Raw genomic sequence first — 20,681 nt, 5'->3', positions numbered from 1 at the left:
CGGGGCGCACAACTTGTCCGCGGGGCGACGTATCGTGTTCGGCATGGGTTTGGTGAGCAAATTCAACGCGTGGCGCCGCAAGCTGCAGGAGCAGGTGGGCACCACGATCGACCTCGAGCCGATGCGCGCCCTGCTGCCATTGATCGAGGAGCGCGAGGCCGAGCTGTCCGAGCTCACCGACGAGGAGCTGCGCGCCGCCGCCACGGCCTTGCACCAGCGGCATGATCTCCAGGACTTCGTCGAGGCGTGCGCGCTGGGCCGGGAGGCGGCCAAGCGGGCACTCGACGAGCGGCCCTATGACGTGCAGCTTCTCGGCGCGCAGGTCCTGCTGGCCGGGCACGTCGTCGAGATGGCCACCGGTGAGGGCAAGACGCTGACCGCCGCGATCGCCGCCGCCGGCTACGCCGCGCAGGGGCCGGTCCACGTGATCACCGTCAACGACTACCTGGCCCGCCGCGACGCGGAGTGGATGCGCCCGGTGTACGAGCTGCTCGACCTCACCGTCGGGTGGGTCAACGAGTCCTCGACGCCGGAGGAGCGCCGGGAGGCCTACGCCAAGGACATCACCTACGTGTCGGTGTCCGAGGCCGGCTTCGACCTGCTGCGCGACTCGATCGTCACCAACACCGCCGACCGGGTGCACCGGGAGCTGGGCACGGTCATCATCGACGAGGCCGACTCGATCCTCATCGACGAGGCCCGCGTGCCGCTGGTGCTGGCCGGCTCGACGATCGACGACAAGGACCAGCCGATCGCCATCGCCGAGATCATCGGCGGGCTGCACCGCGACCACGACTACGAGGTCGTCGACGAGGGGCGCACCGCCCACCTGAGCACCACGGGCCTGGCCAAGGTCGAGTCCGCGCTGGACGTGGACCTCTACGCCGAGGACAACTTCGACACGCTGACCGCGGTCAACCTGGCGCTACACGCCGAGGCCCTGCTGGTCCGCGACGTCGACTACATCGTGCGGGACGAGAAGGTCGAGCTCATCGACGAGTTCCGCGGCCGGGTGGCCCAGCGCCGCCGGTGGCCGGACGGGCTACAGGCCGCGGTCGAGGCCAAGGAGAAGATCCGCAGCAGCGGCGGCGGGACGGTGCTGCAGACCATCACGGTGCAGGCCTTCCTCACGCAGTACAAGAAGATCTGCGGCATGACGGGCACCGCCATCCCCGTCGGTGACCAGCTGCGCGAGTTCTACAAGCTCGAGGTCGCGGTCGTCCCGCCGCACCTGCCCAACATCCGCAAGGACTGGCCCGACCGGGTGTACGCGTCGGCCGAGGAGCGGGACATCGCCGTCGTGGCCGAGATCGCCGCGATGCACGCGACCGGGCGGCCGGTCCTGGTCGGCACGCTGAGCGTGGCCGAGTCGGAGCTGCTCGCGGCCACGCTGGCCGAGGAGGGCGTGCAGTGCGTGGTGCTGAACGCCAAGAACGACGAGGCGGAGGCCGTGATCGTGGCCGAGGCCGGCGCGGTCGGCGCGGTGACCGTTTCGACGCAGATGACCGGCCGCGGTGTCGACATCCGGCTGGGCGGCAGCGACGAGAAGGACCGCGAGCGGGTGGCCGACCTCGGCGGGCTGTTCGTGATCGGCACGGCCCGCAACGACTCCCGCCGCATCGACGACCAGCTCCGCGGCCGGGCCGGGCGGCAGGGCGACCCGGGCGAGTCCATGTTCTTCGTCAGCCTCGAGGACGAGCTGATCCAGCGGTACGGCCCGGAGCCCATGCCGATGGGGCAGGCCGACGCCGACGGGGCGATCGAGGACGAGGACGTGCGGTGGGCCATCGGCTCCGCCCAGCGGGTCGCCGAGACCGTCAACCTGGAGATCCACCGCAACACGTGGCGGTACAACTACCTGCTCGACCAGCACCGCCAGCTGCACGGCAAGCGGCGCGAGGAGCTGCTCACCACCGACGCGGCCGGCGAGCTGCTGGCCGAGCGGAGCCCGGACAAGTACAACGAGCTGTCCGAGGAGCTCGGCGAGGAGACGGTGCTGCGCATCGCGCGGCAGATCGCGCTGTTCCACGCCGACAACGCCTGGTCGGAGCACCTGGCCGACATGAGTGAGCTGCGCGAGGGCATCCACCTGCGGGTGCTCGGCTCGCAGGACCCGCTCGACGAGTTCCACCGCGAGGCGATCCCGGCGTTCCGCGGCCTGCTGGCCGAGATCGACGACCGGACGGTGTCCGAGTTCGAGGAGCTCGAGATCTCGGGGCCGGACTGGGAGCCCGACGACGCGGGGCTGGTGCGGCCGAGCGCCACGTGGACGTACGTGGTGAGCGACAACCCGTTCGGCTCGGAGATGGAGCGGTTCTTCGCCGGCATGGTGAAGCTGTTCCGCAGCGGCAAGGGCGTCAAGAAGAGCTGACGTCGCGGCACGTCGAACGCCCCCTGCGAGCTACGCGGGGGGCGTTCGACGTTTCAGCCGGCGGTTCAGCCGGACAGGGCCGCCACGAGTTCCTTGCAGAAGGCCTGCAGGTCGTCGGGCTTGCGACTGCTGATGAGGTTGCCGTCGACCACTACCTCGGCGTCGACCCAGGTGGCCCCGGCGTTGCGGTAGTCGGTCTGCAGGGACGGCCACGAGGTGATCCGCTTGCCGGACACCGTGCCGGTCTCGATCAGGATCCAGCCGCCGTGACAGATGACCGCGATCGGGCGGCCCGTCGCGGCGAACTGGCGCACGAACTCGACCGCGGGGGCCTGCCAGCGCAGCAGGTCGCCGTTGGCCACGCCGCCGGGCAGCACCAGGGCCGCGTAGTCGGCGGCGCGCGCGTCGGCGGCGACCACGTCGACCTCGAACCTGTCGGCCGGGTTCAGGTGGTGGTAGGCCTGCACCCGGCCCGGCTCGGGCGAGATCAGCCGCGGCATGTGGCCGGCGTGCTCGACCGCCTTCCAGGGCTCCGTCAGCTCGGCCTGCTCGATGCCCTCGCGGGCAACCAGAAATGCGACATCCATCGCTCACGTCCTCCTCTCGGGTGCCTACGGCGTTCCCGTACCCCTTTCGGGGCGGGCCAACCGGGTTACGCTTCCCAGCGTCGAGGAGGGTCAATGGCGAAACAGTCCGCGCTCCCCGAGCTCAAGGCGGCCGGCTGGGACTCGCACAGCGTGGCCATGGCGAACGTGCGCTTCACGGCGATGGCCCGGCGGCTGCCCTCGATCCTGCGCCAGGCGGTCACGCTGGCCTGGCAGGCCAGCGCCCGGGACACCCTCGCCGCGCTGGTGCTGAACCTGTGCACCGGCGTGGCGACCGCGTTCGGGCTGCTGGCCACCCGCGGGGTGCTGCAGGCGCTGTTCGACGCCGGCCCGACGCTGGAGCGGGTGCGGGCCGCGCTGCCGTCGCTGGCCATGGTGGCGGCAGCCACGGCGGCGCGCAGCGGGCTGTCCATCGCCGCCGGGTGGGCCCAGGCCCGGCTGGAGCCGCAGGTGCTCAACACCGCCGAGCGGCGGCTGTTCGAGCTGACGACCCGGGTCAAGCTGGCCGCGTTCGACGACGCCGGCTTCTCCGACGAGATGGAGCGGGCCCGCAACCGCGGCTCGCTCGCCGTGCAGTTCCTGGTGCGGGCGGCCATCGACCTGAGCGCGGGGCTGGCCGGCCTGGCCGCGACCGCGCTGACCCTGGCCCTGCTGCACCCGCTGCTGCTCGGCGCGCTGCTGCTGGCCAGCGTCCCGGCGGCGTGGGCGGCGATCCGGGCAGCGCGGCTGGCGTACCTCAGCAACCACGCGCACACCAGCCGCCGGCGCCGGCTGTGGATGCTCGCCGACCTGATGGCGCACCGGGCCACCGCGGCCGAGCTGCGGGCCTTCACGATGCGGCCGTTCCTGCTGCGCGAGTACGACCAGATGGCCCGGGCGGAGACGGTCACCGAGCTCGACGTGGTGCGGCGCCAGACCGTCACCCGGCTGATCGGTTCGGTGTTCTCCGGCATCGCGACCGCCGGGGTGTACGCCGTGCTGGGCGCCCTGCTGATCGAGGGCAGCCTGCCGCTGGCCTCGGCCGGCACCGCGGTCCTCGCCCTGCAGGCCGCCCGCACCGCGCTCGCCCTCGCCGTGACCAACGTCAACCGCGTCTACGAGGAGGGCCTGTACTTCAGCGACTACACCGGCTTCCTGGAGCGCGCCGGGCAGCGCATGCCGCGGATACCGGCGCAGCGCGGTCCGCTGCCCGCCCCGCACACCATCAGCGTGGAGCGCGTGACGCTGCACTACGCCGACACCGACTCCCCCGCCGTCACCGACGCCTCCCTGACCGTCCACCATGGACAGACGATCGCGCTGGTCGGCGAGAACGGCTCCGGCAAGACCAGCCTCGCCCGCCTGATCGCCGGGCTCTACCACCCGGACCACGGCGCGGTGTGCTGGGACGGCCGGTCGCTGTCCGGCGCCGACCCCGACGACGTGTGGCGGCACGTGGCGATGGTGAGCCAGGAGTACTGGCACTGGCCCTTCACCGCCGAGCGCAACATCCTGCTGGGCACCGACGACGAGCCCGCCGACGGCCGGGTGCAGGCGGCCGCCCGCCGGGCCGGCGCGCACGACATGATCGAGGGCCTGCCCGACGGCTACCAGACCCTGCTGTCCCGCAACTTCCGCGGCGGCCAGGACCTCTCCGGCGGCCAGTGGCAGCGCCTGGCCGCGGCCCGCGCGTTCTACCGCGACGCGCCCGTGCTGATCTGCGACGAGCCGTCGGCCGCGCTGGACGCCCGGGCCGAGCACGCCCTCTTCGCCGCCCTGCGCGCGGGCGCCCCGCGGCGCATCACCGTGCTCATCACGCACCGGCTGGCCAACGTACGGCACGCCGACCACATCTACGTCCTGCGCGACGGCCACATCACCGAGCACGGCACCCACGACGAGCTGATCGCGGCCGGCGGCGGCTACGCCGAGCTGTTCGCGTTGCAGGCCACGGGCTACGCCACCGGCGCCGCACCGGGCCGGCCGGCGGCGCCGAGGCAGGCAAATGGGGCTGACATGCCGGACGCCGCGCGGCAAGAATGACGGCCGGGCCAGCGGTTCGGACAGGACGGGGAGCACGGGGCGTGAAACTCGACGTACGGCGGGCCGTGGCGGACGACGCCGAGGAGCTGATCCGGCTGCGGATCGTCATGCTGGAGGCCATGGACGGGGCGCCGGTGCCGCCCGGGGAGTGGTCGCGGCGCTCGGCGGCGTCGCTGCGGCGGCGGCTGCCGGCCGGGGACGCCGGGCTCGCGGCGTTCGTGGTCGACCGGCCGGACGGGGACGGGCTGGCGGCCTGCGCGACCGGGACCATGGAGGAGCGGCTCGGGTCGCCGGCCAACCCGGAGGGACTCGTCGGGTACGTCTTCAATGTGGCGACGGACCCGCGGTACCGTCGGCGCGGCTACTCGACCGCGTGCCTCACGGCGCTGCTGGGCTGGTTCGCCGAGCACGGGGTCCGCCAGATCCGCCTGCGCCCGTCGGAGGAGGGCCTCCCGGTGTACGAACGGCTGGGCTTCGTGCTCGAGCACGGCCCCTGGATGGTGTTACGGCCGCCGGCATGAGCCGGCGGGCGTGCTCCACCCACTGGGCGCCCGCACCGATTCGTCATCGACGTGCCCTGGACCGCCGGCATGGCGGACCAGTTCAGCTGAGGGGCCGGTCCGGCTACGGGGCGCTGTGCAGGCCGCTGGAGACCATGATGGCCACGAAACCGCACCACACGAGGATGAAGACGCCCTGCAGGACACTGATGATCCAGCCGGCGACGATGCCCACGGTGGCCAGTTCGCTGCCGCGCTCGCCGGTCTGCGCGATCTGCTTGCGGGCCTTGTAGCCGAAGTAGATGCCGAGCGGCGCGAAGACGACGAACGCGAAGATGGTGGCGAGGATCGCGTAGGTGTTGGTCGGCGGCGCCATCATGTACACCACCTGCGGGGGCGGCAGGGGCAGTTGCGGCTGCGGCTGCGGCTGCGGCTGCGGCAGCGGCTGTAGTGGCTCCTGTGGCTGCGACGGTTCGTCCACGGCTGCCGGCCCTCCCCCTCGACGGTCCCCGCACTGTATCGAACGGTGCACAACCACGGATGCCGGTGCGGCTCAGACGGTGCCGAGGTCCGTGTAGGCGCCGTCATGGTAGACGAGCGGGGTGGCTTCGGCGTCGTCGTGGTGCCAGGCGTGCACCGGCGAGGCCACCACGATGGCGTGGTCGCCGGCGTCCACCTGGTTCGCCACCCGGCAGACGAGCACGGCCAGGGCACCGTCCAGCAGCGGCACGCCGTGCGGGCCCGGGTGCCACGGCCCCGGATAGGCGGCGAAGCGGTCGATGCCAGGCGTGGCGAAGACCCGGGCCACCTGTTCCTGCCCGGCGGTCAGCACGTGCACCCCGACGACCGGGGTGGCGCTCAACGACGACCAGGCCGACCCGCCCCGGCCCACGCAGAAGGAGACCAGCGGCGGGTTGAGGGAGACCGAGGTGAACGAGGTGGCGGTGAAGCCCACCGGGCCGGGCACGGTGACCACGACCACGGACGCCGCGTGCCGCCGCAAGACCCGTCGGAAGAGACCTGAGTCGATGGCGGCGATGGTCACCACCCAACCCTACCCGCGGGTACCCGGCGCGGCCTCACCGTGAGGCGTGGCCTCACCGTAGAGCCGGAGGCGGGCGACGCCGCCGTCCGGGTAGATGTCCAGGCGCACGTGGGTGGCCTCGCGGGTGGAGTCGAGGCGGTACCGGTGCCTGGTGTCGGGCTGCAGGCCGGTGCGCGGGAGCAGGTCGAACCAGGCGGAGTCGTCGTCCGGGTCGGCGGTGGCGCGCAGGGAGGCCGCGCCCGGGGCGTTGCCCTTGAAGTGCGTGGTGTCGATCTCGGCCAGGCGGACGGCGCCGGGGACGGCCAGCCGGACCAGGACCCACTCGTTGCCCTCGCGCCGGCGCCGGGCGGTCTCCCAGCCCTCGCTCATCTGCCGGGCGCGGTCGGGCAGCAGCAGGTTGCCGGGCGAGCCGTAGAACATGTCGCTGCAGCCGGCCACCACGGCGCCGAGCTCGGCGGCGGCCAGGTCCACGGTCAGGCCGTAGAGGAAATCGGGATTCGGTACGACGCTGCCGTGCACCCGCAGCCGGGCCACGCCGCCGTCGGGGTAGATGTTGAGGCGCACGTGGGTCACCCGGTCCGGGTGGGTCACCTCGAAGGGGTTGTGGGCGTCGCCTTGCACCGCCGAGCGCGCGACCAGCTCGACCCAGTCGGCCGCGGCCAGGTCGGCCGGGGACGGGTGGCCGTCGACCGCGCAGCCCTCGACGGAGACGAACGGCGGGTAGTTGCCGGTGAAGTGGGCCGTGTCGACGACCACACCGCGGATCACGCCGGGAGCGCCGAGGCGCACGACCGCCCAGTCGTGGCCGGGGGTGCGCCGGCGGCGGGTCTCCCAGCCGTCGTACACCTTGCCCTTGGGTCCGTACGTCCACGTCTCGAACTGCGAGGGCTCCGGGTTGACGAGGTTGTCGCGGGCGGCGAAGAACTCGTCGTTGGCGTCGACCACGCCGCCGCCGAGCACCCGCGACGCCAGGTCGGGAAGATCCGTGAACGTCATGGAACATCCTCTCGCAGCAGGAGCTCGCCGGCGGGGGAAGCGCCGGTCGGCACGCCCCGCAGCCACGTCGTGCGGACCACGCCGGACAGCTCGCGGGCCGCGTACGGGGTGACCGGGTGCCGGTGGTGCAGGGCGGCCGGGTCGACCACGAACACGGCGTCCGGGTCGAAGGCGACCAGGTCGGCGTCGGCGCCCACGGCGATGCGGCCCTTGCGGGCCAGGCCGACCAGGTCGGCCGGGCCGGTCGCCATCCAGCCGACCACGTCGGCGAGGGTGAAGCCGCGCTCGCGGGCGGCGGTCCACACGGCGGGCAGGCCGAGCTGCAGCGAGGCGATCCCGCCCCAGGCGGCGGCGAAGTCGCCGGTGTCGCGGCGCTTCAGCTCCGCAGTGGACGGCGAGTGGTCGGACACGACGACGGAGATGGTGCCGTCGGCCAGGCCGCCCCACAGCCGGTCCTGGTTGCCGGCGTCGCGGATCGGCGGGCAGCACTTGAACTCGGTGGCCCCGTCGGGCACGGCGAGGGCGTCCAGCGTCAGGTAGTGCGGGCAGGTCTCGGCGGTGACGCGGACCCCGCCGGCCCTGGCCTCGCGCAGGCCCGGCAGGGCGTCGGCCGCGGACAGGTGCAGGATGTGCACCCGGGCGCCGGCCGCGGCCGCGGCGGCCAGGGCGATGCCGACCGCGGAAACCTCGGCGGCCGGCGGGCGGGAGGCGAGGAAGTCCGCGTAGGCGCGCGACGAGCGGGCCTCGCGCAGCCGCTCGGGGTCCTCGGCGTGCACGATGAACAGCGCGTCGACGGCGGCGAAGGCGTCCGCGAGGCCGGCCGCGTCCAGCGGCGGGAACTCCGGGACGCCCGAGTCGGCCAGGAAGCTCTTGAAGCCGAAGACCCCGGCGTCGTGCAGGGGGCGCAGGTCGGCGGCGTTGCCGGGCACCGCGCCGCCCCAGAAGCCGACGTCGACGTGGCACTGGCCGAGGGCCGCGGCCCGCTTCGCCTCCAGGGCCGCGACGCTGGTGGTCGGGGGCAGGGAGTTGAGCGGCATGTCGATGATCGTGGTCACGCCGCCGGCCGCGGCCGCGCGGGTGGCGCTGGCGAAGCCCTCCCACTCGGTGCGGCCGGGCTCGTTGACGTGGACGTGGGTGTCGACCAGGCCCGGCAGCAGGGCCAGCGGGCCGAGGTCGGTGACCGGGCCGTCCACCGGGTCCTCGTAGCCGCTCACGGCGGCGATGCGCCCGCCGGCCACGGTGACGGTCGCGGCCCGCGGGCCGCCGGGCAGGTACACCTGGCGCGAGCGCAGCGAGAAGGTCACAGGGCCTCCAGCACCTCGATCGGGTGGCGCAGCTCGGCGGGCCGCAGCGCCCCGCAGTGCAGGCCCCGGAGCAGGAACGCGGCCATGGCCCGGGCGGTGGCGGGCTCGTCGAGGTGGCCGCGGACCCGGCGGCCGAGGTAGTGGCCGAGGCGGATGCTCGCCTCCTCGACGCCGTCGCGGTAGAACTCGTACGTGGCGCCCCAGCGGGTGACGAGGTGCCCGGGGTGCAGGTCCCAGCCGCGGTAGATGCCGCGCTCGAGGCTGCGGCGCACCAGCCGGGCGTGCAGGGCCCAGGCGCGGTGGACGGCGGCGGTGTCGCCGGCCGGGATGACGTTGGTGGAGCCGTCGCTGACGTGCACGCCGGTGCCGGCGGCGGCGACCTGCATGACGGCCTTGGCGTGGTCGGCCACGGGGTGTTCGAGGGACTGGTACGCCGGGGCGATGCCCAGCGCCGTGCTGTAGTCGTAGGTGCCGTAGTGCAGGCCGGTGAGCCGGCCGTGGGAGCGCACGATCATGTCGGGCAGCGGGCAGCGCCCGTCCGCGCCGAGGATCGCCTGCGGGGCCTCGACCTGCAGCTCGAAGCGCAGCACGCCCTCGGTCAGGCCGTGCGCGTGCTCCAGCTGGCGGCACAGCAGCACGGCGGCGTCGGCGTGGCCTGCCGAGGTGGCCTTCGGGAACGTCACGACGAACGTCTCGGGCGGCGGGCCCAGGGCCGTGAGGAACGCGTCGAGGGTGCGGGCTGCCCGCCGTACCGTTGCCGGCTCGAGGCTTTTCACGCGAAGGCCGAAGAACGGCGGCGCGTCCGCGCGCAGGACCGCCCCGGCCGCGGCGGCGTGGGCGTCCTCCTCCTCGTCGGGGCGGGTGCCGTAGCCGTCCTCGAAGTCGACCCGCAGGTCCTCGATCGGCTCGGTGACGAGCTTGGCCAGGATCATCTCGACGATGGCGCCGGGGAACGGCGGGCTGCCGTGGTCGCGCACCAGGGCCCGGGCCTCGGCGGCCCAGTCCCCCACCGTCGACGCGGAGAACCTGTCGGCCGGCACGTACGCGGTGTGGCTGGGCTCCCGGACCGGCCGCACGTCGGCCTGGCCGGGCAGCTGGAGGCGGTCGAGGTATTCGGCGCGGGCCGTCAGCTCCTCGAGGTCGCGGTCGGTGAGCGCCATGTCAGGTCCCCGTCAGGTGCTCGGGCCGGACCGGGACGCGCCGCAGCGCCAGGCCGGTGGCGGCCCGGATCGCGGCGACGACGGCCGGCGTGGACGAGATCGTCGGCGGCTCCCCGACCCCGCGCAGGCCGTAGGGCGCCTCGGGGTCGCCGAGCTCCAGAACTTCGATACGCATCGGCGGTACGTCGAGCATCGTCGGGATCAGGTAGTCGGTGAACGAGGGGTTGCGGATCAGCCCGTCCACGACCTGGATCTCCTCCATGACGGCCAGCCCGAGCCCCTGCGCGGTGCCCCCGGCGATCTGCCCGCGCACCGACTGCGGGTGCAGGGCCCGCCCGACGTCCTGCGCGGTGGCGATCTCGACGACCCGGACCAGGCCGAGCTCGACGTCGACGTCGACGGTGGCCCGGTGCGCGGCGAATGCGTACTGCACGTGCGCGTCCCCCTGCCCGGTGCGCGGGTCGATCGGGAAGGTGGGCCTGTGCCGCCACTCGACGGTCCGCTCGACGGGCCGGTCGCCGAGCACGGCGGCGAGGTCGGCGACCACCTCCCCCTCGGCGGAGAGCAGCCGCCCGCCGGCGAGGCGCCCGTCCGGCACCCCGGCCCGATCGAGGACCTCCTGGCGCACCGCCTCGCAGGCCGCCTTGACCGCGCCGCCGGTGACGTACGTCTGCCGCGACGCCGACGACGACCCGGCGCTGCCCACCGAGGTGTCGGCCGTGGCGACGGTGACCTGCTCGACGCCGAGCTCGGTCCGGGCGATCTGCGCCTGCACGGTGACGAGGCCCTGGCCGACCTCGGCGGCGGCGGTGTGCACGACCGCGGCCGCCTCCCCGCCGACCACTTCCAGTCGCACCCGGGCGGTGGAGTAGTCGTCGAAGCCCTCGGAGAAGCCGACGTTCTTGATGCCGATGCCGTAGCCGACGCCCCGCCGTACCCCTTCCCCGCGGGTCGTGTTGGCCGCCCCGCCGGGCCGCTCGCGCGGGTCGGTGACCGGCCCGGGCGGCGGCGCGGCCTGGACCCGGCGCAGCAGCTCGGCGACCGGGGCGGGCCCGGACACGACCTGCCCGGTCGGCATGGTGTCGCCGGGCTCGAGGGCGTTGCGGGCGCGCAGCTCGACCGGGTCGAGGCCGAGCGCGTCGGCGAGCCTGTCCATCTGCGACTCGTAGGCGAAGCAGGCCTGGACGGCGCCGAAGCCGCGCATCGCGCCGCACGGCGGGTTGTTGGTGTAGACGGCGTAGCCGTCGATGGTCACGCTGGGCACCCGGTAGGGGCCGACGCCGAGGGTGGTCGCGTTGGCCACGACGGCCATCGAGGTGGACGCGTAGGCGCCGCCGTCGAGCACGATCCGGGCCTTCACGTAGACGAGCCGGCCGTCGGCGTCGGCGCCGTGCTCGTAGCGCAGCCGGGCCGGGTGGCGGTGCACGTGGCCGTGGAACGACTCCTCGCGGGAGTAGACCATCTTCACCGGCCGGCCGGTGTGCAGCGCCAGCATGCAGGCGTGGACCTGCATGGAGACGTCCTCGCGGCCGCCGAAGGCGCCGCCGACCCCGGCCAGGCTGAGCCGCACCTTGTCCGGCGGCAGGCCGAGGCAGGCGGCGACCTGGCCGAGGTCGCCGTGCAGCCACTGGGTGGCGATGAACAGGTCCACGCCGCCGTCCTCGGCCGGGATGGCCAGCCCGGACTCCGGCCCGAGGAAGGCCTGGTCCTGCATGCCGACCTCGTACTCCCCGGTGACCACGACGGGCGCGGTGGCGTCCTGCGGACCCTTGCGGATCGGCACGTGCCGCAGCAGGTTGCCGCCCTCGTGCACCCGCTCGGCGGCGGGGTCGAGCGCCGCCTCGCTGTCCACGATGGGCGCGAGGACCTCGTAGTCGACGGCGATGGCGGCGGCGGCCCGGCGGGCGGTCTCCGGGTGGTCGGCGGCGACGATGGCGACCGGCTCGCCGGCGTAGCGGACCTGGCCCATGGCGAGCACCGGCTGGTCCCGGTGCTCCAGGCCGTAGTGCTTGGCCCCGGGCACGTCCTCGGCCGTGAGCACGGCGTGCACGCCGGGCAGCGCGAGGGCGCCGGTGAGGTCGATGCCGCGGATGCGGGCCCGCGGGTGGGGGCTTCTCAGGGTGGCGCCCCACAGCATCCGGTCGGCCCACAGGTCGGAGGAGAACGCGAACTCGCCGGTGACCTTCAGGATGCCGTCCGGGCGCACCGGCGAGGTACCGATGCCGTGCCCGGCCTTCGTGGCGACGACCGTCATCGCAGCTCCTTCGCCGCGCGGGTCAGATCTGTGGCGAGGACCTGTTCGTCCACGGTGGACAGTGCGCCGGCCTGGACCACGGCCCGGCCGCCGACGAGCAGCAGGCGCAGCGGCGCGGCCGGGCCGAACACGAGGGCGGCGACCGGGTCGGCGATCCCGGCGTGGCCGAGCCCGGAGAGGTCCCACAGCGCGATGTCGGCGAGCTTGCCGGGCTCCAGCGAGCCGAGCTCGTCGGCCCGGCCGAGGCAGCGGGCCCCGCCGATGGTGCCCAGGGCCAGGGACTCGCGGGCGGTCAGGGCGGCCGGCCCGCCGCGCAGGCGGGCCAGGTACAGCGCCTGGCGCAGCTCCGCGCCGAGCTGCCCGGCCTCCTGGGAGGCGGCGCCGTCGACGCCGAGGCCGACCGGGGCCCGGGCGTCGAGCAGGTCGCGGACGGGGGCGATGCCGGCCCCGAGCCGCCCATTGGAGCTCGGGCAGTGCGCGATGCCGGTGCCGGTAGCGCCGAGGCGGGCGATCGCGGCGGCGTCGAGGTGCACGGCGTGGGCCAGCCACACGTCCTCGCCAAGCCAGCCGAGCGAGTCGGCGTACTCGACCGGGGTGCAGCCGTGCACCTCCTTGCAGTACGCCTCCTCCTCGATCGTCTCGGCCAGGTGCGTGTGCAGCCGCACGTCGTGGGACCGGGCCAGCTCGGCCGCCTCCCGCATGAGCCGCGGGGTGACCGAGAACGGGCTGCAAGGGGCGACCGCGATGCGCACCATGGCGCCCGGGGACGGGTCGTGGAAGCGGTCGATCGCGTCCTTCGTCGCCGCCAGGGCCGCGTCGGTGTCCTCGACCACCGAGTCGGGCGGCAGGCCGCCGTCCTTCTCCGACAGGTCCATCGAGCCGCGGCACGGGTGGAAGCGCAGCCCGACCGCGGCGGCCGCGTCGATCTCGGCGGCGAGCAGGTCACCGCCGCCGCGCGGGAAGACGTAGTGGTGGTCGGTGCTCGTGGTGCAGCCGGACAGCGCCAGCTGGGCCAGGCCCGCGGCCGCGGCCGCGTGCACGGCGCCGACGTCGATGCGGGCCCACACCGGGTAGAGCTCCTTGAGCCAGCCGAACAGGATCTCCTGCTGGGCGTAGCCGCGGGTGGCCCACTGGTACAGGTGATGGTGGGTGTTGACCAGGCCCGGCGTGACCAGGCAGCCGCGGCCGTCGACCCGGGTGACGCTCTCGTCGCCGCGGTAGGGCCCGGCCCCGACGGCGACGATCCGGTCGCCGGCGACGACCACGTGCCCGTCGGCGTGCTCCGTGCCGGCCGCGTCGACGGTCGCGACCGCGCAGCCCTCGATGACGATCATCGCGGCGCCGCCAGTCGCACGGCCGCCACGATGTGCTCGTAGCCGGTGCAGCGGCACAGGTTCCCGGCGAGCGCCTCGCGGATGTCAGGTTCACTCGGGTGTGGGTTGCGCGTCAGGAGGTCGTGCACGGCGACGACGAAGCCCGGGGTGCAGAATCCACACTGGACGGCGCCGGCGGACAGGAACGCCTGCTGGATCGGGTGCAGCTCCCCGCCGGTGGCCAGGCCCTCGACCGTGCGCACCTCGCGCCCCTGCGCCTGCCCGGCGGCGACCAGGCAGGCACAGACCGGGGTGCCGTCCAGGTACACGGTGCAGGAGCCGCACTCCCCCTGCTCGCAGGCGTTCTTGGCGCCGGGCAGGCCGAGCCGCTCGCGCAGCATGTAGAGCAGGCTCTCGCCCTCCCATACGTCGTCGGCCGAGACCTCCTCGCCGTTGACGGTCACATTCACCCGCATCGGTACTCCTCCCATGCCCACCGGAGCGTCCGTGCGCCGAGCACGGCCAGGGCGTGGCGGCGGTAGGCGGCGCTGCCCCGCACGTCGTCGATGGGCCGGGCGGCCGCGGCGACCAGCTCGCCGAAGCGCCGCACGGTCGCCTCGTCCAGCGCAAGCCGGTCCTCCCACGGCAGCTCGGCGGCGAACGCCTCGGCCGCCTCCGCCCGCAGCGGGGTCGGGCCGGCCGAGCCGATGCCGGTGCCGGCGGTGCGCCGGGCCGGGTCGAGCGCCAGGGCGAACGAGCACACCGCGATGACCATGGCGTTGCGGGTGCCGACCTTGGCGAACTGCTGTGCGCCGGCGGCCGGCGGGACGACGAAGGCCGCGATCAGCTCGTCGGGGGCCAGGGCGCTGCGCTTGGGGCCGGTGAAGAACTCGGCGGCCGGGATGCGCCGGACCCCCCGCACGGAGGCGACCTCGACGGCGGCGCCGGCGGCGAGCAGGGGCGGGTGGGCGTCGCCGGCCGGGGAGGCGGAGCCGAGGTTGCCCCCGACGGTGCCGCGGTTGCGGATCTGCGGGGAGCCGACCGTGCGGGCGGCCATCGCCAGGCCGGGCAGGCGCCCGCCGAGTTCGTCGATGATTCTGCGGTACGTCACCCCGGCGCCGATGCGCAGCAGATCCCCGTCGGTCCCCCACTCGGCCAGCTCGCCGACGCGGGTCAGGTCCAGCAGCGCGGCCGGGCGGCGGCGGTCGAAGTTCAGCTCGACCATCACGTCGGTGCCCCCGGCGATCGGCACCGCCTCGGGGTGCGCGGCCTTGGCGGCGAGCGCCTCGTCCCACGTGGACGCGCTCAGAAAGTCCACGCAACCTCCTCAGGGATCTCCACCCCGTCGCGGCGCACGACACCCTCGATGAGCCCGTAGGGCCGGTCGGCGGCGTGGTAGACCTCGTTGGGGTTGTCCAGGCCGAACGGGGCCAGGTCGACGAGGAAGTGGTGGCGGTTGGGCAGGGACAGCCTGACCTCCACCACCTCCGGGCAGCGCTGCAGCACCCGGGAGCCCATCGCGAAGAGGGTCTGCTGCAGGGCGTAGCTGTAGGTGTCGGCGAACGCCTCGACGAGGGCCGCCCGGGCCGCGGCCGGGTCGGGGCAGCCCTCGAGCCCGCGCCAGGTGGCGTCCACCGACGTGGCCAGGATGCGGTCGCGGGTCTCGGGCAGCGTGGTGTAGCGGTCCTTGACGTAGCCGTGGAACTCCGAGCCGGTGGTCTTCAGCAGCACCAGGCCCTTCACGCCGCTGACGGTCTGGGTGCCGTACGGCCCGTGGTGCACGACCGCCGTGCGCACCTCGCCCCCGTCGCGGCGGAAGGTGTGCGCGGCGTCGACGGGGCTCCAGGGGTACTCCTCGATCGACACCCGCGCCTCGTGGATGGCCGGCTGCGTGGCGACGAAGTGCTCGGCGAGCCGCGCCGCGAAGCCCTCGGCGCCGGCGATGCCGTGCTCGCGGGCGAAGGCGTAGACGGTGTTCTTCTGCGTGTCGGTGGGCAGCACGGCCGCGTTGTCGCCGGTCAGGTGGCTGGCGGCGAGGTCGCCGCGCAGCGCCACGCTGACGTTGAGGTCGGTGATGCGGTCCCCGCCGGCGGCCCGCTCGACCCGCACGAGGCGGGTCTCGGCCTTGCCGTACTGATTCGGGCCCAGCTCGAATGTCGGCACGGGTCAGCTCCCCCGGTAGGTCGAGTATCCGAACGGGCTCAGCAGCAGCGGCACGTGGTGGTGCCGGGCGTCGGCGATGGTGAACAGGATCGACACCTCGGGGAAGAACGCGTCCGGGCCGAGGTACGCGGCGGTGTCGATGATCAGCCGGAAGCGGCCCGTGCCGACGTCGTCCCAGCGCAGCCGGCCGTCGAGGTCGGTCAGCCCGTCGCCCACGAGGATCCGCTCGGCCGTCTCAAGGCGGATCGGCACCCCGGCCGCCGGGATGCCGCGCGCGGTATCGAGCACGTGGGTCGACAGGCTCATGCACCCTCCGCTTCGCTCCGGGTGCCTGAGCCCAGGCTGCGCTTCTTGATCGCGGCCCCTCCGCTTCGCTCCGGACCGCTCATACGGCCCCTCTGCTGCCTTCGGGACCGCTTGCGGATCGTTCGGGACCGCTGCCTGTTGGTTCGGGTCTGCTGCCGTTTCGTCCGGGACCGCTCATGCAACGCCCTCCGCCAGAGTTTCCAGTCGCAGCTCGACGATCTTGCGGAGCTCGCCGCGGACCACGGTCTGCTCGGTCTCGTCGTCGTTGCGCATGCGGCCACGGGCGGCGGCCAGGACCTCGTCGGCCGACTTGCCGGTGGCGAAGATCAGGAACAGGTGGCCGAAGCGGCGCTCGTACGCCTCGTTGACCTCGGCGAGCTCCACCTCCGCACCCCGCACGCCAGACTGTTCCCTGCGCGACCAGGTGGCCGCCGCGCCGTCCTCGGTGGGCTGCTGGCCGATCCGCGGGTGCCGGTCGAGCACCACGCGCAGCTCGGCCCAGCCCAGCTCGTCGAACGCGCTGACGCCGGCCACGACCAGGTCGGCCGGGGTCTGGTACGGTCGCGCGGCGACCACCCGGGCTGCCCAGCCGGGCGACGCGCAGCAGGCGAGCAGGGCCTCCTCGGCGGCCTCGGGCGCGAGGCCGTTGAACCGATCGAGCATGACACCCCTCTCGTATCCCCGGCACGTTACTCCCGGGATGTTTCATGTCCAGACCGTTTGATCAGGCCATTGGGATCATGTCCAGTATCCGCGTTTTGTCCGGAACCGCGAGGCCGGAGCGTGGAAACGGAAGCGTCAAGTCCGCGAAAACCGCGCCCGCCGCGCCAAGATCTTGATTCGCCGCCGTCGAGGTGCGGCGCGCGACCCTCTCGAGCTTCGCCGCCCATCGTCCCCGTCGCCGGGCCACCTGGCCGGCGTCTACAAGGCTCCGCCGTCCACTTCGGACGGTTCGGCCGGGCCGCGGTCCTGGGCACCCGGACGCGCCCCGGTCGCGCTTCGCGATTTCCGTGGCAGACTCGAACGTATGACCGAGGCGGGGCTGCGGCCCTCGGTTGAGGTGGTCGAGGCCGGCGGGCGCGTGGTGCGCATCGTCGACGGGCACCTGCTGGCCGCCGAGGGCGACGCCCGCCCGATCGGGCACGACCTGCCCCACCGCGGCATCGAGCTGACCGTCGACGCCCGCGGCTACCACGCCCGATGGTCCCGCGCCGCGTTCAGCCTGCCCGCGTTCGCCAGGCTCTTCGCCGGCGGGGCGGCCGGCGGCGCACTCTTCCGCCTCCTCGGCCTGCCCGGCGCCGTGCTCGGCACGCTCATCGCGCTCGGGGTGGCCCGCGGCGCCCGCCCGGCCCGCCCCGCCGACGTTGCCGACCCGGCCGTGACGGTCCGCGAGGACGGCCCCGACCTGCTGCTCTCCTCCGCGTCGCTGGCCGCGCTGGTCGTCGCCGTCATGGAGCTGACCGACACGCCCGGCCCGGTCACCGTGAGCCCCGCGTCCCTCGCCGCCGGCGAGGGCGTGCGGCTCGACGACGTCGGCGGCCTGCCGGACATCGTGGCCCAGTTCCGCGACGTGGCGGTCTCCTTCCGCCACCCCGACGTGATGGCCCGCTGGGGCGCCACCCGCCCCCAGGGCATCCTGCTGTCCGGACCGCCCGGCACCGGCAAGACCATGCTCGCCCAGGCCCTGGCCAACGAGATCGGCGCCGACCTGCGCGAGATCCGCACCCCGGAGATCCTCGACAAGTGGGTCGGCAACTCCGAGAAGAACATCCAGCGCATCTTCGCCGAGGCCCGCGGCCTGCGCTCCCCCACCGTCCTGCTCTTCGACGAGTTCGACTCGATCATCAGCTACACCGGCGCCGCGCTCGACGCCGCCGACCAGATGATCAACGCGGTGGCCGGCATCTTCAAGCAGGAGATGAACTCCCTCATCGAGGCCAACCCGAACGTCATCGTGGTGGCCACCACCAACTTCCCGGACCGCGTCGACGCCTCCCTCGTGCGCTCGGGCCGCTTCGACCTCAAGCTCACCGTGCCGCTGCCCGGCCCCCAGGCCCGCGCCGACATCCTCACCAAGCTCGTCCGTGCGCTGATCGCCCGGCACGAGACCCAGGGCTTCCGCATGTTCGCCGACGACCTGGACATCCCGGCCCTGGCCGCCGCCGCGACCGGCCTGACCGGCGCCGACTTCAAGGAGGCCCTGCGCCGCGCCCAGCTGGCCAAGGCCATGCGCGAGGCCCGCACCGGCACCCCGGCCCCGCCGATCGGCCACGCCGAACTGCTGGACACCCTGACGGGTCTGCGGTTTGGAATCGCACCGGACCTTGGATAGCCTCTGTCGGTGTCCCGCACCGGAACCCGCCATACCGGTGTCCGGCCCGGCATCGTCTTCCCGGTCGCGCTCGCGCTGATCACACTCCTGGTCGGGTGCGCCTCGGCCGCCAAGCCGGGCCGGTCCGTCGCCCACGGTGACGATCCCGGGGCGATCATCGAGGCCCACACCGCCCAGGTTTCCGCCGATGGGCCGTACCGCGACCCGACCTCCGACGAGCGCGCCCGGGGCCGCGACGCGATCCGCAAGCTCCTCGCCCACCCGGACGACGAGGCCGGCCAGGACGCGGCGTTCGGCAAGCTCGGCTACACCACGGCGCACGGCGTCGACCCGATCACCAACCGCCGCTACAGCATGTTCAGCATGTCGCCGACGTCCGCGCCCGCGTGGGGCATCCTGCTGGTCGACCGCTCCGCGCCGCCGCGGGTGGTGTTCGAGGTACCGCACCCGGGCTTCGACATCAACACCGACGACCTCGGCGTATCCCTGTACCACCTGGTCCCCGGCAGCGTCCTGCTGGTCGCCGGCCAGCACCGCCTGGCCGGCGGCGGCGCCGCCGACGTGGCCCACAACGACAAGTCGATGTTCCACGCCATGGCCACCGAGTTCGCCAAGGGCGGCCTGGGCCAGGTCCAGCTGCACGGCTTCGCCGACAAGAACCTCCCCGACGCCCAGGTCGTGGTCTCCACCGGCGTGGGCCAGGTGACCAAGGCGGCCAAGGACATCGCCGACGGCCTGAAGGCGGGCGGCCTCATCGTCTGCCGCGCGTGGGCCACCACCTGCGGCCGGCTGGAGGGCACCTCCAACGAGCAGGGCAAGGCCGCCGACGAGATCGGCGCGCAGTTCCTGCACCTGGAGCTGGGCTGGGTGGTCCGCCGGGACCCCCAGCTGCGCGACGTGGTGGCCCGCGTCGTCGCCGGGCACCTGCCCATCAGCTAGTCCTCGCGGACCCCGGCCCACGCCCTCCCGGCGCGCCTCGCCGCCCACGCCTCGCGGCGCGCCTCGCCGCCCACGCCTCGCGGCGCGCCTCGCCGCCCACGCCTCGCGGCGAGCCTTGCCCTCGCGGCGAGCCTTGCCGAGCACATCCTCCCGGCGCGCCGTGCCCGGCCGCATCCTCCCGGCGCGCCGTGCCGGCCACACCGTCCCGGCGCGCCTCGCCGGCCACACCGTCCCGGCGCGCCTCGCCGGCCACACCGTCCCGGCGCGCCTCGCCGGCTACACCGTCCCGGCCGCGACGGGAAGGCTCACAGGCGCCTGGAGGCGCGCAGGGCGGTCGCGAAGTGGCCGGTGCCGTCCAGGATGGCCTCGCCACCGGCATCGCCCATGGTCGGGCCGTTGGCGCCGACGCGGCTGGAGATGAAGCGCTGGTGGCCCCGGTCGTCGATGCCCATGTAGATGCCCGAGTGCTCGATGTGGGTGGGGCGGTCGGCGCCGTCCGAGTCGATCTCCGGGGAGCCGTAGAAGAAGACCAGGTCGCCCGGTTCCAGGCGGTCCAGGGTCGAGGGCCGCTTGCCCGTGTTCTCGATGACCAGAACGCCCGGGCCGAACTCGGCGATGGCGAAGGCGCGGCGCGGCAGGCCCGGGCCGGCCGTGTCCGTGTCGCGCAGCGGCAGCCCCATCCGGTAGCCGTAGACCATGCGGATGAAGCCCGAGCAGTCCAGGCTGTGCAGGCGGTCCGGTGACGGCTTCTCCTTCTTGCCGTCCGGGAAGGTCCAGTTGAGGCCGAGATAGTCGTAGAAGTCGGAGTTCTCGGCGCGGCCGTCGCGGTCGCTGGCGGAGAGCGGGCCGAAGGCGGCGTCGCCGCTGTACTGCACGCCCTTCTCGTCCTTCTTGGGCTGCGCGCCGTAGGTGTACTCCAGGGCGGTGGCCAGCACGTCGGGCTTCGGGTCGACGAGCTCGGTCGCGAGCCAGCCCGCGAACCAGGGCTGCTGCTCGGCGCCCGCGGCCCACTCCTGGGGCAGCAGGCGGACGTAGACGTCGTGGGTGATCTTGGCGTTGGTGAAGCGGGGCTCGACGAACGTCCGGGCCGGGCCCTTCAGGCGGGCGGAGCGGGAGCCGTCGGTCAGCAGGGCGACGCGGCTGCCGTCGGCGGCCACGACCTCGGTGCCGGGCGGCTCGCTCACCCGGCGGAAGGCGTAGCCGGAGCTGGGCAGCGGGTCGGCCGACGTGCCCAGGCTGATCTCGATCGGATCACCCTGCTTGAGCCGGACCGCGCTGTAGGCGGCGACCGTCAGGGCGGCGATGAGCACGAAGGCGACGCCGACGACGATCGCCGAGCCGCGGCGGGTGTTCGGGGACTGGGCCATGAGC

At 74.0% G+C, this 20,681-nt stretch carries 19 protein-coding genes; 5 read left to right on the top strand and 14 right to left on the bottom strand.

Annotation, left to right across the window (positions count from 1 at the left end; translation table 11 throughout):
* Positions 1 to 43 precede the first annotated feature (43 nt).
* Positions 44 to 2,371: an accessory Sec system translocase SecA2 gene (gene secA2, locus ABD352_RS55395; protein ID WP_344620762.1), complete on the top strand. Its 2,328-nt coding sequence runs from the start codon at positions 44 to 46 to the stop codon at positions 2,369 to 2,371.
* A gap of 65 nt (positions 2,372 to 2,436) precedes the next feature.
* Here the strand turns inward: secA2 and ABD352_RS55390 are convergent, their stop codons facing one another.
* On the bottom strand, positions 2,437 to 2,958 hold the full coding sequence (locus tag ABD352_RS55390; RefSeq protein ID WP_344620761.1) for a type 1 glutamine amidotransferase domain-containing protein: 522 nt from the start codon (positions 2,956 to 2,958) through the stop codon (positions 2,437 to 2,439).
* Positions 2,959 to 3,051: 93 nt separating this feature from the next.
* Between ABD352_RS55390 and ABD352_RS55385 the strand changes: the two genes are divergently transcribed.
* Positions 3,052 to 4,998 (top strand): ABC transporter ATP-binding protein, encoded by a 1,947-nt coding sequence (locus ABD352_RS55385; RefSeq protein WP_344620760.1) that lies wholly within the window; start codon positions 3,052 to 3,054, stop codon positions 4,996 to 4,998.
* Positions 4,999 to 5,039: 41 nt separating this feature from the next.
* Positions 5,040 to 5,519, top strand: coding sequence for a GNAT family N-acetyltransferase (locus ABD352_RS55380; RefSeq protein ID WP_344620759.1), 480 nt, complete (start codon positions 5,040 to 5,042; stop codon positions 5,517 to 5,519).
* A 103-nt stretch (positions 5,520 to 5,622) separates the two neighbouring features.
* Here the strand turns inward: ABD352_RS55380 and ABD352_RS55375 are convergent, their stop codons facing one another.
* The 12 genes from ABD352_RS55375 to uraD all read right to left on the bottom strand — a co-directional run bounded on the left by ABD352_RS55375 (position 5,623) and on the right by uraD (position 16,702).
* Positions 5,623 to 5,877, bottom strand: a complete 255-nt coding sequence (locus tag ABD352_RS55375; protein ID WP_344620918.1) for a DUF4190 domain-containing protein — start codon at positions 5,875 to 5,877, stop codon at positions 5,623 to 5,625.
* Between the two features lie 174 nt (positions 5,878 to 6,051).
* On the bottom strand, positions 6,052 to 6,543 hold the full coding sequence (locus ABD352_RS55370) for a flavin reductase family protein (RefSeq protein ID WP_344620758.1): 492 nt from the start codon (positions 6,541 to 6,543) through the stop codon (positions 6,052 to 6,054).
* Positions 6,544 to 6,552: 9 nt separating this feature from the next.
* Positions 6,553 to 7,539, bottom strand: a complete 987-nt coding sequence (gene alc / locus ABD352_RS55365; protein WP_344620757.1) for an allantoicase — start codon at positions 7,537 to 7,539, stop codon at positions 6,553 to 6,555.
* On the bottom strand, positions 7,536 to 8,843 hold the full coding sequence (allB, locus tag ABD352_RS55360; protein WP_344620756.1) for an allantoinase AllB: 1,308 nt from the start codon (positions 8,841 to 8,843) through the stop codon (positions 7,536 to 7,538). Before allB ends, alc begins: the two co-directional genes overlap by 4 nt.
* On the bottom strand, positions 8,840 to 10,003 hold the full coding sequence (locus tag ABD352_RS55355) for a DUF6986 family protein (protein ID WP_344620755.1): 1,164 nt from the start codon (positions 10,001 to 10,003) through the stop codon (positions 8,840 to 8,842). The genes allB and ABD352_RS55355 overlap by 4 nt, the downstream gene beginning before the upstream one ends.
* A gap of 1 nt (position 10,004) precedes the next feature.
* The gene (pucD, locus tag ABD352_RS55350) at positions 10,005 to 12,257 is read right to left on the bottom strand and encodes a xanthine dehydrogenase subunit D (RefSeq protein ID WP_344620754.1); all 2,253 of its coding nucleotides are present in this window, start codon (positions 12,255 to 12,257) and stop codon (positions 10,005 to 10,007) included.
* A complete protein-coding gene (locus ABD352_RS55345; protein WP_344620753.1) occupies positions 12,254 to 13,591 on the bottom strand; it encodes an 8-oxoguanine deaminase in 1,338 nt (445 codons plus the stop codon). Before ABD352_RS55345 ends, pucD begins: the two co-directional genes overlap by 4 nt.
* Complete coding sequence (locus ABD352_RS55340) at positions 13,588 to 14,046, bottom strand: (2Fe-2S)-binding protein (protein ID WP_344620752.1); 459 nt, start codon at positions 14,044 to 14,046, stop codon at positions 13,588 to 13,590. The genes ABD352_RS55345 and ABD352_RS55340 overlap by 4 nt, the downstream gene beginning before the upstream one ends.
* Positions 14,037 to 14,888, bottom strand: coding sequence for an FAD binding domain-containing protein (locus ABD352_RS55335; RefSeq protein ID WP_344620751.1), 852 nt, complete (start codon positions 14,886 to 14,888; stop codon positions 14,037 to 14,039). The genes ABD352_RS55340 and ABD352_RS55335 overlap by 10 nt, the downstream gene beginning before the upstream one ends.
* Positions 14,876 to 15,733: a factor-independent urate hydroxylase gene (pucL, locus tag ABD352_RS55330; RefSeq protein ID WP_344620750.1), complete on the bottom strand. Its 858-nt coding sequence runs from the start codon at positions 15,731 to 15,733 to the stop codon at positions 14,876 to 14,878. The genes ABD352_RS55335 and pucL overlap by 13 nt, the downstream gene beginning before the upstream one ends.
* 3 nt (positions 15,734 to 15,736) lie before the next feature.
* Complete coding sequence (gene uraH, locus ABD352_RS55325; protein ID WP_344620749.1) at positions 15,737 to 16,039, bottom strand: hydroxyisourate hydrolase; 303 nt, start codon at positions 16,037 to 16,039, stop codon at positions 15,737 to 15,739.
* A 174-nt stretch (positions 16,040 to 16,213) separates the two neighbouring features.
* On the bottom strand, positions 16,214 to 16,702 hold the full coding sequence (gene uraD / locus ABD352_RS55320) for a 2-oxo-4-hydroxy-4-carboxy-5-ureidoimidazoline decarboxylase (protein WP_344620748.1): 489 nt from the start codon (positions 16,700 to 16,702) through the stop codon (positions 16,214 to 16,216).
* Positions 16,703 to 17,066: 364 nt separating this feature from the next.
* Here uraD and ABD352_RS55315 point away from each other — a divergent pair, with 364 nt between their 5' ends.
* Positions 17,067 to 18,371, top strand: coding sequence for an AAA family ATPase (locus ABD352_RS55315; RefSeq protein WP_344620747.1), 1,305 nt, complete (start codon positions 17,067 to 17,069; stop codon positions 18,369 to 18,371).
* Positions 18,372 to 18,380: 9 nt separating this feature from the next.
* The gene (locus ABD352_RS55310) at positions 18,381 to 19,310 is read left to right on the top strand and encodes a hypothetical protein (RefSeq protein WP_344620746.1); all 930 of its coding nucleotides are present in this window, start codon (positions 18,381 to 18,383) and stop codon (positions 19,308 to 19,310) included.
* A 305-nt stretch (positions 19,311 to 19,615) separates the two neighbouring features.
* Here the strand turns inward: ABD352_RS55310 and ABD352_RS55305 are convergent, their stop codons facing one another.
* Positions 19,616 to 20,677 (bottom strand): NlpC/P60 family protein, encoded by a 1,062-nt coding sequence (locus ABD352_RS55305; protein ID WP_344620745.1) that lies wholly within the window; start codon positions 20,675 to 20,677, stop codon positions 19,616 to 19,618.
* Between the last annotated feature and the right edge of the window lie 4 nt (positions 20,678 to 20,681).

Source organism: Dactylosporangium salmoneum, from assembly GCF_039532525.1.
Lineage (GTDB): Bacteria > Actinomycetota > Actinomycetes > Mycobacteriales > Micromonosporaceae > Dactylosporangium > Dactylosporangium salmoneum.
Note: the sequence above shows the minus strand (reverse complement) of the source record. Positions and strands in the feature narration are given on the sequence as shown.

What these genes read in the sequence shown, in the direction of transcription:
- ABD352_RS55315 (WP_344620747.1), top strand. Translation starts at nt 17,067, where the DNA reads ATGACCGAGGCGGGGCTGCGGCCCTCGGTTGAGGTGGTCGAGGCCGGC.
- pucD (WP_344620754.1), bottom strand. Translation starts at nt 12,257, where the DNA reads ATGACGGTCGTCGCCACGAAGGCCGGGCACGGCATCGGTACCTCGCCG.
- ABD352_RS55355 (WP_344620755.1), bottom strand. Translation starts at nt 10,003, where the DNA reads ATGGCGCTCACCGACCGCGACCTCGAGGAGCTGACGGCCCGCGCCGAA.
- uraD (WP_344620748.1), bottom strand. Translation starts at nt 16,702, where the DNA reads ATGCTCGATCGGTTCAACGGCCTCGCGCCCGAGGCCGCCGAGGAGGCC.
- ABD352_RS55390 (WP_344620761.1), bottom strand. Translation starts at nt 2,958, where the DNA reads ATGGATGTCGCATTTCTGGTTGCCCGCGAGGGCATCGAGCAGGCCGAG.
- ABD352_RS55375 (WP_344620918.1), bottom strand. Translation starts at nt 5,877, where the DNA reads ATGATGGCGCCGCCGACCAACACCTACGCGATCCTCGCCACCATCTTC.
- secA2 (WP_344620762.1), top strand. Translation starts at nt 44, where the DNA reads ATGGGTTTGGTGAGCAAATTCAACGCGTGGCGCCGCAAGCTGCAGGAG.
- ABD352_RS55345 (WP_344620753.1), bottom strand. Translation starts at nt 13,591, where the DNA reads ATGATCGTCATCGAGGGCTGCGCGGTCGCGACCGTCGACGCGGCCGGC.
- uraH (WP_344620749.1), bottom strand. Translation starts at nt 16,039, where the DNA reads ATGAGCCTGTCGACCCACGTGCTCGATACCGCGCGCGGCATCCCGGCG.
- alc (WP_344620757.1), bottom strand. Translation starts at nt 7,539, where the DNA reads ATGACGTTCACGGATCTTCCCGACCTGGCGTCGCGGGTGCTCGGCGGC.
- ABD352_RS55340 (WP_344620752.1), bottom strand. Translation starts at nt 14,046, where the DNA reads ATGCGGGTGAATGTGACCGTCAACGGCGAGGAGGTCTCGGCCGACGAC.
- ABD352_RS55385 (WP_344620760.1), top strand. Translation starts at nt 3,052, where the DNA reads ATGGCGAAACAGTCCGCGCTCCCCGAGCTCAAGGCGGCCGGCTGGGAC.
- ABD352_RS55305 (WP_344620745.1), bottom strand. Translation starts at nt 20,677, where the DNA reads ATGGCCCAGTCCCCGAACACCCGCCGCGGCTCGGCGATCGTCGTCGGC.